This is a genomic window from Jatrophihabitans sp., from assembly GCF_036388195.1.
Classification (GTDB): Bacteria; Actinomycetota; Actinomycetes; order Mycobacteriales; family Jatrophihabitantaceae; genus Jatrophihabitans_A.
In genome coordinates, this window is sequence record NZ_DASVSG010000124.1 from 19,726 (window position 1) to 32,349 (window position 12,624).

At 72.1% G+C, this 12,624-nt stretch carries 5 protein-coding genes; 1 reads left to right on the forward strand and 4 read right to left on the reverse strand.

What is annotated here, in order from left to right; genetic code table 11:
- Positions 1 to 265: 265 nt before the first annotated feature.
- From VF612_RS12695 to VF612_RS12710, 4 genes are all read right to left on the reverse strand, one after another.
- Entirely contained in the window at positions 266 to 1,330 is a 1,065-nt protein-coding gene (locus tag VF612_RS12695) for a carboxymuconolactone decarboxylase family protein (RefSeq protein WP_408660219.1), read from the reverse strand.
- Positions 1,331 to 1,401: 71 nt separating this feature from the next.
- Positions 1,402 to 3,057, reverse strand: coding sequence for an FAD-dependent oxidoreductase (locus tag VF612_RS12700; RefSeq protein WP_408660220.1), 1,656 nt, complete (start codon positions 3,055 to 3,057; stop codon positions 1,402 to 1,404).
- Entirely contained in the window at positions 3,054 to 3,623 is a 570-nt protein-coding gene (locus tag VF612_RS12705; RefSeq protein ID WP_408660221.1) for a DUF5987 family protein, read from the reverse strand. Before VF612_RS12705 ends, VF612_RS12700 begins: the two co-directional genes overlap by 4 nt.
- 18 nt (positions 3,624 to 3,641) lie before the next feature.
- Entirely contained in the window at positions 3,642 to 4,436 is a 795-nt protein-coding gene (locus VF612_RS12710) for a TIGR03084 family metal-binding protein (RefSeq protein ID WP_408660222.1), read from the reverse strand.
- A gap of 251 nt (positions 4,437 to 4,687) precedes the next feature.
- On the opposite strand from VF612_RS12710, the gene VF612_RS12715 reads away from it, so the two are divergent.
- Positions 4,688 to 12,624: hypothetical protein (locus tag VF612_RS12715; RefSeq protein ID WP_408660223.1), on the forward strand; the 7,937-nt coding region annotated here is incomplete at its 3' end.

Here is a 12,624-nt window from a genome sequence, read left to right on the forward strand (position 1 = left end):
GACCTAAATAGGCGCTGATCCAAGGATGGGTGCCGCCTCCTTGACGGGCTTCTCCCGTCTTGCTCGGCTGGCTGAGATCTCTGTGTGTTGATCGGGATTCGCCTTGCCCGTACAGGCCTCTGGGCAACCACCGCGCGTCGCGGTGGTTGAGTGATCGGCGCAGCGCGGTGATTGCCGGGACAGGCATGACGGGTCGCCGAGCGGCCGCCGGACAGCTGGCAGCAGCCGGGTGCGGCGGCCAGCCGGCGGGGACTCTGGCGGCCACTCAGCTGATCCGCAACCAGCTGCCGACCTGGCGGGCGGCTGCCATGCTCGCCCACGACGTGCTGGCGATCAGCGCCTCGTCACCGGCCTGCTCCCGCCGGAAGGCATCGATGACCTGCTGATCCACCTGGAACGAGGCCAGCGCCGTCAGCAGCGCAAGCCGGCCGGCGGCCCGCTCGCCGGCCGGCAGCGCCAGCACCTCGTCCTCCACCCAGGACCGGCTCGGGCCGAGGGGTCGGCCGTCCCAGTCGGCCAGCCGGGAACGCACAGCGGCCTGCACCGATGCCGGGACGTGCTCCCGACCGGCCGCGTCGATGGCCGCGCTGGCCCGGGCGAACGCCTCGGCGACCTCGGGGTGGCCGGCCGCCCACCACAGGTCCGGCGGCAGGGGCGCGGCGGGCAGCAGATCCAGCGAGGCGCCCGGCTGAAGGGTGGCACGTGCGGAGGCGGCGGTGAACCAGCCGAGCACCCGCAGGACGCTGCCGCGCGCCAATGCCGGAACCGTCGGCGGCAGCGGGGAGCCGTCGAGGAAGATGTTGACCATCCGGTTCAGGTACTGGAAGGCGACGGCCACTCCGGCTATCTCGGGCGTCTGCTCCTTGGCGAACGGCGCATCCTGCGACTGGCTCTCCTGCCGGCTGGCCGACCGGCGCGCCCACTCCGCGATCGCCCGTACCTCGGGGTCGGCGATCGCGTCGAGCCGGCCTGCGGAAACCGCTGTCGAGGCCGCGCTGCCGAGCAGGGACTGCAGTGTCGCCGAGTGCACCATGACGCAGTAGGGGCAGGAGTTGCCGGCCGATACCGCTGTGGCGACCGCCTCCTTGACGCCCCGCTGAACCTTGCCATCGGCCATCTGCGACTCGCGCAGCATCATCCAGCAGGCGGCCAGCGCCCCCGGCGCCGGCGAATGCAGCGCCACCGGCGGCGCCAGCATGCCGAAGTCACGTTCGACCTGCTGGTAGACCCGGGCGACGGCATCGTCAGCGCCGCTGACCTCGACCGGCGTGACGTACTTGACCTGATCCAGGGAACGGCGCAGCGCCGTTCGCAGGAGGGCTCTGGCCATCGAGGCTCCTTGTGTGACGGTGCTTCAGGGATGAGTGCGGCCGTCGATGGCTCGACCGCGCCGCGGGACGGTCAGTCGTCGAGCAGGTGCGCAATCGCCTTGCTCGCCTGGTCACGGGCGCTGGTGTCACCGTCCGGTGACGGCGCGCCGTACCGGACGTCGATGCCCCGCTGCCGGGCGGCTCGCACGATCGCCGGCATCGCCCGCTCGGCCAGTGCCGCGATGGTCAGGGCCGGGTTCACATTCAGGGCCGTCGGCACCGCGGAGCCGTCGGTGACGAAGATGCCCGGGTGGCCACGCAGCTCATGGTTGCCGTCCAGCGCCGAGGTGCCCGGGTCATCACCGAGCCGGCAGGAGGCCAACGGGTGCACGGTGTACGCGCCGACCACGTCGCTGGTCCACGGCATCACCCTGGCCAGGCCATCCTTCTCCAGGATGCTCTTGACCGCGGCATCTGCCCTTGCCCAGCCGCGGCGGGTGTTCTCCGTCGGCTCGTACCTCAGCGGGCCGAGACCGAACATCTGCTGCGACACCCGCATCGAGTTCCCGGTGGCCGGCGGCGGTCCGAACACGCCCTCGTTGTCGTCCTCCGACATGGTGAAGATGGTCAGCCAGGACTTCCAGCGCCGCATCATCTCCTTCTTCTCCTTGCCGAACCAGGTCGGCCCGGTCGCGTCGGCGACCTGGGTCAGGATGGTGCCGAGGCCTGGGGGGAAGTAGAGCTGCTCCAGGGAGAAACGCTCGAACTCCGGCAGCGTGCCGTCGAGCCAGTCCCAGCACGCCGCGACCGGGCCCTTCCCGATCTGGTTGGCCTCGTAGGCCCGCCCGTCGCCACGGTCCAGACCCAGCACGTCCCGGACCCGGTCCTCGTTCAGCACGGCGGTGTTGAGGCGCTCGCCGTTGCCGGAGAAGTACTTGCCGACCGCGTCGGGCATCTTGCCGAGCTCGGGCTCCGAACGCTGCAGGATCACCGGGGTGGCGATGGTGCCGGCGGCCAGCACGATCAGCTTGGCATCGATGGCGCCGTTGCCGGTCTGCTCGCGGTAGTCGACGTCGTGCAGGGTGTTGTAATGCACCCGGTAGCCGCCGTCGGAGTTGCGGCTGATCTGCTGCACCTCGTGCAGCGGCCGGATCTCGGCGCCGTGCGCGAGCGCGGCCGGCAGGTAGTTCAGCAACAGCGAGCGCTTGGCATCGAACTTGCAGCCCGACAGCATCCAGTTGCAGTTGGTGCACAGCGAGGTGTCGACCGCCGCCGGCACCGGATTGCAGGTGTGCCCTGCGTTGTGGCAGGCCGCGGCCCACACGCCACCGGCGAACGGAACGGTCTCCCACTGCTGCTTGGTGATCGGCAGCGCCTCGGTCACCCGGTCGTACCAGGGCTCCAGGCTGTCGCGGCTCAGGGAGCTCGGCCACAGCCGGCGTCCGATGCTGCCTTGCCTTTCGAAGATGTACCCGGGAGCACGGGGCATCGTGGCGAAGTACACGACGCTGCCACCGCCGACGCAGTTGCCGGTGAGCACGCTCATGCCGTCGCCCACGGTGAAGTCGAAGATCCGGGTCGTGGAGGATCCGAGCTTGAAGTCGTGGTCGTAGTCGTCGGCCTCCAGCCATGGCCCGCGTTCGAGAACCACGACCCGGGCGCCGCCGGCGGCCAGATGATAGGCGGCGATGGCCCCGCCGAAACCGCTGCCGATGACGAGGACGTCGGCGCTTTCGGTGGCGGTCATGCAGGGCTCCCAGAGGCGGTGGTGGCCGGATGGAGGTCAGCGAGCTGGCGGCGGTAGGAGTAGTCCGGGAAGCGCCACAGACCGTCGTCGTCCGGTGGCGCGAAGCCGAGAGTCAGCAGGCCGGGGTGCCCGGCGGCCAGCGCATCGACGGTGTGCATCTGCGCGCCGGTATCGAAGGCCATGTTGGAGAACATCACCAGGTTCACCCAGCCCTGCCGCTCCGGGTGGTCCCAGGCGGTCAGCCGCACCACCAGCGCGACCCGCTGGTCGTAGTCGAGGCTGACGAAGGCCGGAACCGTGCCGTCCAGCTCGATCCCCTGCCCGGCCGCGTGATTCTCGGCATGGGCGTTGAGCATCGCGGCCAGGCCTGCCAGCCACGGCGACAACCCACCGGCCGGGGACTCGAGCAACTCCAGGGCGCCCGCCGCCACCGCTCCGGCGTCGTCGCTGACCCCCGCCACCGCTCGATCACCGGGCCAGCGCTTGTTGCCCGGGACGATCGTGTCGGCGAAAGCCTCCAGCGTCATGACCTTGATCTGCTCCTCGTCGGAGGCAGACGGTTCCATGGAAGTCCTCCTGTCCGATCAGCTTGGAAACTGCCCGGGTTTGCGTCCGGCGCCGGCCGGTCCGCGGTAGGCCTGCGCGATGTCGAGCCAGTGCTCGGCGTCCGGGCCCACCGCGGTGACGGCGAGGTCATCGCGGTGCCTGCGACGGGTGACCAGCAGGCAGAAGTCCTCTGCCGGACCGCTGATCCGCTGGGCCGCGTCCGGCGGCCCGAATTGCCACTGGGCGCCGGAGGGCGCCGTGATCTCGAAACCGAACTCCACGTCCGGCCGGGGCTCCTCGCGCGCCAGGTACCCGAAGTCCCAGGTACGGACGGCGAAGGCGACCAGGAACTTGATGCGGTCGGTGCGGGCGCGCCGGATCCCCAGCGCATCGGTGATGTCCTGGCCGTGCGCGAACGCCTCCATCATGCCGGCCATCGCCAGGACGGCTGGTGGCAGCGGGTTGACCAGCCAGGGCACCAGCTGGTCACCGGGAACCGACGCCAACGCCTTCACCGCGGCGGCCCGCTCGGCCTGCCAACGGCTGAACAGCACCTCGGGCGGGTCGGAGAGGAACTCCCGCATGGCGTTGTGGACGTTGACGCTGAAGTCCGGATCCAGCCGTCGCACCACGGCGGTGAACGCCTCCGGATCCGAAGGCGACAGGCCCGCCAGCTTGAAGGTGGCCGCCAGATGGGCGACCTGGTCGGTGATGGTCCAACCCGGCGCAGGCGTCGGGAGCTGCCATTGCTGATCGTCAAGACCTGCCAGCAACTCGTCGAGCTCGTCGCACTCTGCGGTCAGGGCTCGGATCGGATCAGGTTGCCGGGTCACGTCGCTCGTCCTCTCGACACTGCTGCTCAATACGGATGTTTTCCGCATCCGAGCGTGCTGCAGCGCCGTGGCGAGCGTCTCTTTCTCCTTGCTGGAAAGCGCTGGTGAGGCTTTTTGGAAGTCCGGTCCGCTGCTGTGCGCGCTAGCCGCGCCGAGGGGGTTGCGGGGTAGGCCGGGTGGGCAAGATCCATTGCGGCCTCATACCGAACTAACATCGGTTACTCTACGCATATGCTAGAGAGCGCTGGGTAATGAGGCGGCGGCAGCCGACCGGGCGCCGGCTGACCGCGCTGGTCATCGCCGGCGTCCTGGCGAGCCTGTCCACCAGCATTCTCACAGCCGCCCCGGCCTCGGCTGCCGGGCCTGCGATCACCGTGACCGGGCAGGCGCCGGCGACCGTGCTGGCCGGCAAGCCGGTGACCTTCACCCTGACGGCGGCCAACCCGGCGGCCAACCCAGGCGCCCAACCGGAGTACAACACCTCGTTCCGCGATGTGCTGCCGGTCGGCCTGACCTACCAGCCCGGCTCCACCACACCCGCCGACCTGGGGGAGCCGACCGTCCTCACCGACCCGGGCACCGGCCAGCAGACCGTGATCTGGAGCGACGTGTTCGACCTGGCAACCGGCTCCTCGGCCAGCCTGAGCTTCTCGGCGACCACCAGCCTGCCGGTCGGCAGCACGCTCTACAACGTCGCCAACGCCTATGCCAGCACCGCGCCGCGCTATGTCGCGCACTTCACCGCCGCCGGGTTGCCGATCGCCGACTCGCGGATCCAACCGGCGGCCAGCACCCAGAGCGCCACCGTGATCACCGCGCTGCAGTTGACCAAGACCGGATCCAACCCGGCCGGGAAGGCGCTGCGCGGCGCGCACCAGCATCCGGCGGTCTACACCCTGCAGCTGAGCAACAGCAGCCAGGCCGCCACCACCGGGGTCACCGTGCAGGACTACCTGCCCGCCGCGCAGGAGTTCCTCGGCTGCGGCGAGCTCGACAACACCTCCAGCGCCGTTGTGGAGTACCCGGGCGCGGCCCGGCTGAGCGCAACCCCGGCGGTGGGCGCGAACTGCCTGCCGCCGAGCTCGGTGGACACCGTGCTCAACCCCCCGCCGAACGGCACGGCCAGCTACCCGCCCGGGATCTACACCAAGGTGAGCTGGACGCTCGGCACGCTTGCCGCGGGGCAGACCCGCACGATCCGCTACGCCGCGGCGATCGCGCTGAAGCAGAACGCGCTGTTCTCGGCCGGCCCGAGCCCGGGCTCGCTCGGCCAGGCCGCCAACCTCGACAACAACACCGGCGCCAGCACCCGGCAGCTCAACGATCCGGCGCCGCTGGTCAGCTACGCCCACGCCGGCGGCAGCTATACCGGCGCCGCGATCGGCGGGGCTGCCAGCGTGTCAGACACCAGCCACCAGGTGAGCGTGCACGACCTGCGGATCGACAAGTCGGTGGCGTCCGCGCAGTTCGTGGCCGGCGGCATCGCCAGCTACACCCTGCATGTCGAGTCGGGGGAGTACACCGACACCTCCGCGATCACGATCACCGACGTGCTGCCCAACGGGATGTGCCCGCTGGACGAGATCAGCAACCACACCGGCGGGGCGCCGGCCGACTGCGCGCCGGGGGCCGGCCTCGCGCCATCACAGCCCTACCAGTCGGTCACCCAGAACCCCGACGGCAGCTTCACCCTGGTGTTCGGCCCGGTCGCGGTCTCGCACGACGGCTCGCTGGACATCACCTACTTCGTCCGGGATCGGGCCAGCTACACCGGCGGCGCGCTGGCCGGGCTGCCGCCGGCGGCCGGTGACAGCTTCACCAACACCGTGACAGCACAGGGCACTTCGGCGCCGGCCACCGGCGGCGCCGGGAACCAGCTGGTACGCGATGCCAGCTCGGCCACCCGGCGGACCTCCGCCGGCACGCTGACCAGCTCGGTCGCCGCCCGGAGCACCCCGATGGACTGCTCGTCCTCGGGCGTCAGCTACGGCGCCGGCAATCCGGTGTTCGGCAAGGGTGACCGGATCTGCTTCCAGATCACCGCCGGGTTCTCCGCGGCCAACCAGACCCGCAACGCGGTCCTGACCGACTTCCTCCCGCCAGGCACTGCCTACGAGGACGGCAGCGTCAGCTATCCGGCCGCCAACACCGTCGACCTGGCCCAGATCAGCTTCGATGCCGCCGGAGCGGCGGGTGGCGCGCTGAGCTGGAGCCTCGGGGCAGGCCAGCCGGACGGCTCGACCACGGCGCCGGCCGGCGCCGTGTTCGTGGCGCGGTTCAGCGTCCTGGTCACCGATCCGGCAGCCGGTCCCGCGCCGGACAAGCTCGGCAACATCGTGAAGCTGCGCACCACCGACAGCGCCGGAAAGGCCAGCTCGTTGCGGGCCGCCGCCGACTACCGGGTGGCGGCCGCGCCGCCGCTCACGGTCGCCAAGGGGGTCGCCAGCCTGAACGGCGCCACCCCCGCTCCGGGACCGAACTCCGACCATGTGCTGGTTCGCGAAGGCGATTCGGTGGTGTTCGACATCCAGATCGGCAACACCGGCAACGCCGGCGCAGGCAACGCCGTCGACGTCGAGGGCCTCCGGCTGTGGGACGTGCTCCCGGCCGGGCTGCGGTGTGCGCAGGTCAGCGCCATCACCGATGGCGGCAGCTGCACCGACCCAGCAGCGCCCGGGCATCCCAGCTTCAGCGGCAATGCCAGCCGGAGCGCGCTGGTGTGGAGCGGCGCCGGGGTGGCCGCGCTGCCGGCCGGGGCGCTCAAGAGCTACCAGTACACCGTGGCCATCCCGGCCGGGGTGAGCGTCTCGACGGTGTTCGACAACACCGCGGCGGTGCGCTCCTACACCGCTGCCACCGACCTGCCCGGCGGCAGCGCCACCTTCTATCCGAGCGCCAACGTCGACAGCACCGTCCCGGCCGGCCAGTACGACGCCCCCGCCGCCAGCGATGCCAGCGACGTCTACCTCCGCAACGTCAGCGTCACCTCCGGTGTCAGCTCGGCCGTCGCCGAGGCGGGCAATGTGGGCGGCGAAGCCATCCCGGCCAGCAGCACCCAGGCCACCATCGGCGAGCAGCTGAGCTGGACCGCCACCGCCCGGGTGCCGGCCGGATCCTCGGTGTACAACGCCATCTTCAGCAGCCCGCTGCCGGCCGGGCTGTCGCTGGTCAGCGCTACCGCGGCGTACACCGCTGATGCCGCGCTGCCCGCCGACCAGCCGCTGCCGGCCGGCTTCAGCTTCGACCCGGCAGTGCCGAGCATCCGGTGGCCGGCCAGCTATGACAACAGCACCGGCGCCGACCAGCTGTTCGCGCTGACCTTCACGGCCCGGCTGGCCGTGCTGGCGGCCAACCAGCACGCGGTGGTGCGTACCAGCACCGCGACCTTCAGCAGCGCCACAGCGGCCACCGGCGGGGTCCTGCTGCCGGCCCGGACGGCCAGCGCGAGCGTCACCGATGTCGAACCCGCGGCGGGGCTGACCAAGACCAACGACGCCGGCGCCGGTGTGACCGCCGGGCAGAGCATCACCTACACGGTGCGGGCCGCCAACGCCGTCGCCCGGCCGCCGCTGCACGACGGCTGGCTGGCCGACTGCCTGCCGGCGGGGATGACGTTCACCGGGTACCAGGCAACCCCGGCCGGGACGAGCGCGGCGCCGGCCACCACCGGGGACGGCAGCAACGGCTGCCCGGCCGGGACGACGCTGCTGAGCTGGAACCTCGGAGACCTGGCCGGCGGCGCGTCGCTGACGGTGAAGTACACCGCGACCGTGGACCCGTCGGCATCGGGCAAGGCCAGCTACCCCAACCTCGCGGCCCTGACCGGCAACAGCCTGGCCGGCAACCGCAGCTCACCGCAGGAGGACGGCAACCCGGCCGGCCGGACGTACAGCGCCGGCGCCACCAGCACGGTGACGGTCGCCGGCGCCACCGCGCTGGCCTCGGTGTCCCCGAGTTCGGCAGCGGTCGGTGACACCGTGAACTACAGCACCTCGGCGGTGCTGCCGGCCGGTGTGAACTTCTACAACCTGTCGCTGATCGAGCAGCTGCCGGCCGGCATCGATGCCAGCTCGGTGGCGCCCGGCCTCGTCAGCTGCGTCAACGCCGACAGCACGCCGTGCACCCCCGATGCCGCCGTCCAGCTGTCACCGGCCGCCGGAGCCGGTTCGGCGACGCTGATCGGCTGGCTGCTCGGCGACGTGCCCTACGCCGGCCAGACCCGGATGGTGACCGTGCGCTACACCGCCCGGATCGCCGATGTCGCCGCCGCCAGCTCCGGCGCGGTGCTGACCGACATGGCGCACGTCAGCTGGGACAACGCCCCCCGGACGCCGCCGGTCAGCTCCGGCGCCGGATACCACCAGGTGAGCGCGAACGCCACCGCCGGTGTCACGGTGCTCGAGCCGGGGCTGTCGGTGGCCAAGGCGGTCAGCCGGCTGCACCCGGAGCCCGGCCAGAGCTTCAGCTACACCGTGACCATCAGCAACCGCGCCACCGCGGGCACCGGCCCCGGGTACAACATCACGGTCACCGACACGGTGCCGGCCGGTGTCGTCGTCGATCCGGCCAGCATCTCCGGCGGCGGCGTGCTCACCGGCGCCGACCCGTCCACCGGCGGCGGGGTGCTGGCCTGGACGCTGCCGGGCCCGATCGCCAAGGGCGCCTCGCTGCCGGGGCTGAGCTACACCGCCACCCTGGCGCCGTCGGGGTCGGTGACCGCCGCGGCGCTGGTGAACACCGCGCGGATCACCGGCTACGACTCCCTGCCCACCGCAGGCCGGCATTACACCGGCACGACGGCGACTGCCACGATCACCCCGTTCTTCCCGCGGGTGACCACCACCAAGTCCACTCCGGCCGGCAGCACCGGCTACATCGGCGAATCGTTCGGATGGCTCATCACGGTGCGCAACACCGGCTCGGGAGTGGCGTACCAGGTCGGCAGCAGCGACACCCTGCCGCCGAACTGGAGCTATGACGCCGGCAGCGCCCGGATCTCGGTCGCCGGCGGGCCGGCGGTCGCGGTGGAGCCCACGGTGACCAGCGCCGGTGGGGTGCAGACGTTGAGCTGGGCCGGCCTCGGCCCCCTCAACCCGGCAGCGGCGCTGACCATCGCGTTGAGCGCCACCCCGCAGCCCGGGGTGACCGGATCGCCCGGGGTGGGTCTGGTCGTCAACCACACCAACTCGGCCACCTCGACGGCGCGGGATGCCACCGGCGCCAGCGGCAACGGCGCCGGCAGCTACACCGCCGGGCCGGGCACCGCGGTCGCCCGCATCGCCTCGGCCGACGTCAGCCTGACCAAGGCCGTCGGCGCCGTGCCGGTGGCCGGGAGCACCGGCAGCTGGACGCTCACGGTCCGCAACCTCGGGCCGAACCCGGCCACCGGCCCGTTCACCGTCACCGATCAGCTCACCAATCCGCTGCCGAGCGGTGTCAGCTCCATCAGCGCCTCGGGAACCGGCTGGTCCTGCAGCACCGCCGCTCCGGTCAGCTGCCAGCGCACCGCGGCCGGGGACACCCTGGCCAGCGGGGCCGCCTTCCCCGCCATCACGCTGGCCTATGCCGTCGGCTCGTCGGTGCCCGACGGCAGCACCCTGTCGAGCACCGCGGCCGTCAGCGCGCGCACCCAGGACCCTGCCCCGGCCAACAACAGCGCCACCGCCCCCGTGGCAGTGCGGGCCGCGGCGAATCTGGCGATCGACACGAGCCTCAGCTCTCCCCAGCTGATCGCCGGGGCGCCGGCCAGCTACGAGCTGGCGGTCACCAACCTGGGCCCGTCCAGCGCGGTCGGCCCGATCAGCATCGATGACCAGCTGCCCGCGGGCAGCAGGTTCGTGTCGGCGGCCGGGACGGGCTGGAGCTGCGACCCGATCCCCGCCGGGACGCTCGGCGCCAGCCTGCACTGCACGCTGCCGGGACCGCTGGCCGTCGGCGCGGTGCCTGCCGCTGTCACGGTGACGGTGGCGATCGCGTCCGGGCAGACCGGTCCGGTCACCAACACCGCCAGCGCCGGGTCGCCGACCGCCGATCCCGTGCTGGCCGACAATGTCGACGTCCAGACCGACATGCCGGTGATCCGTGCGGACCTGGTGATCCAGAAGCTGCACCTGACCAACCCGTTCGTCGCCGGCAGCCAGGCCCAGTACCGGATCCAGGTCCGCAATGCCGGTGAGTCCGACGCCACCGGCGTCACGGTCGACGACGTCCTGCCGGCCGGCCTGAGCTATGACTCGTTCAGCTCTGCCGACCCGGACTGGGCGTGCGCGGCGACCGGCCAGCACGTCAGCTGCGGCCATGCCGGGCCACTGGTCGCCGGCGCCAGCTCCTCGTTCACCCTGTCGGTCGATCTGGCGGCCGGCTTCCTCGGGCCGGCCTCGAATACCGCGACGGTCTCGGCGAGCACGCCCGATCCGGTCCCGGCCAACAACAGCGACGTCGATGACTCCTCGGTGTCCCAGGTCGCCGACCTCTCGATCGGCCTCTGGCACACCGGAGCCGCCGTCGCGGGCAACCCGCTGGCCTTCACCGTGGCGGTGCACAACGCCGGGCCGTCCCACATCACCGGCCCGGTCACCGTGCTCGACGCGCTGCCGGCCGGCCTGAGCTTCACCTCGGCGACCGGCGCGGGCTGGAGCTGTGACTATGCCGCGGCCAGCAGGGTGCTCAGCTGCGTGCTGGCGGCGGGCCTGGCCAGCGGCGCCAGCGCCGCCCAGCTGAGCCTGCTCGTGCGGCTCGATCCGGACGCCGGGCCGGCGACGCTGGAGAACACCGCGACCGTGGGCAGCGGCACCGCCGACTCCGACCTCGCCGACAACTCCAGCGCCGATCAGATCCAGGTCGTCACCAGCGCCGCCCTCAGCCTCACCAAGATCCTGAGCACGCCGGCCCCGGTGCTGGCCGGCGGCGCCGCGGGCTTCGTGCTCTCGGCCAGCAACGCCGGCCCGAGCGATGCCGGCGCCATCAGCGTCACCGACACCCTGCCGGCCCACCTGAGCCTGCAGTCCTATTCCGGCAGCGGCTGGACCTGCTCTGCCGCTGGGCAGTCGGTGGTGTGCGGACGCAGCGGGCTGGCCGCCGGCGCGACCGCGCCGGACCTGGTGCTGACCACGCTGGTGTCGGCCTCGACACCGGTGAGCCTGCCGGCCGGCACGGCGACCCTGGTCAACAACGCCGGCATCGAGTCGGCCACCACCGGCCCCCGGACGGACCCGCCGCCGGTGCCGGTCGCGGTGCGCGCCCAGGCCGACCTGGCGCTGGAAACGGCGCCGACCGTGCCGCAGGCACCGGCCGGGGCGACGGCGGGCTGGCAGCTGACGGTGCGCAACACCGGCCCCAGCGACTCCGCGGCGCCGATCACGGTGACCGACACGCTGCCCGGCTACCAGAGCTACCTGTCCGCCAGCGGCGGCTGGGGCTGCTCGGCCTCGGCCGCTCCGGCGATGCCAGGACAGCGCCAGAGCGTGACCTGCACCTTGAATCAGTCGCTGGCGCCTGGCGAATCGGCGCCGGCGCTGCTCCTGCAGGTACAGGTCGATCCACGGGCGCCGGCCGGCGTCGAGACCAACCAGGCCGTGGCCGCCTCGCCGACCCCCGGTGCGCCGGCCAGCGACTCCGCCTCGATCGTGGTGGGCAAGCTGGCCGACCTCAGCATGGCGCTGCAGCACACCGGCAACGGCCAGGTCGGCCAGGCCACCGACCTCACCCTGCGGGTGCACAACGCCGGGCCCTCCACCGCCGATCAGCTGGTGATCAGCACCGCGTTGCCGGCCGGGCTCGGCTTCGTCTCGGGCGCCGGCAGCGGTTGGGCCTGCACGGCTGCCGGCCAGCTGGTCAGCTGCCTGCTGAGCGATCCGGTCGGAGCAGGCGCCGACAGCGCGGACCTGGTGCTGAGCGCGATGGTCGGCGCCCCGGCCTATCCGGGTGTGACCGTGTCAGCGACGGTGCGCTCGAACGATCCGGCGCTGGCCGGCAGCGCCGACGCCACCGACCAGTTGCCGGTGGACCCGGCCGCCCAGCTGGCAATCACCAAGCAGCATCAGGGCGAGCTGGTGGTGGGTCAGTCCGCGAGCTACCTGATCACCGTCACCAACTCCGGCCCGACCGACAACCCCGGGCCGCTGCGGTTGACCGATACCCTGCCGGCCGGGTTGAGCTACCTGGCTGCCGCAGGCGCGGGGTGGAGCTG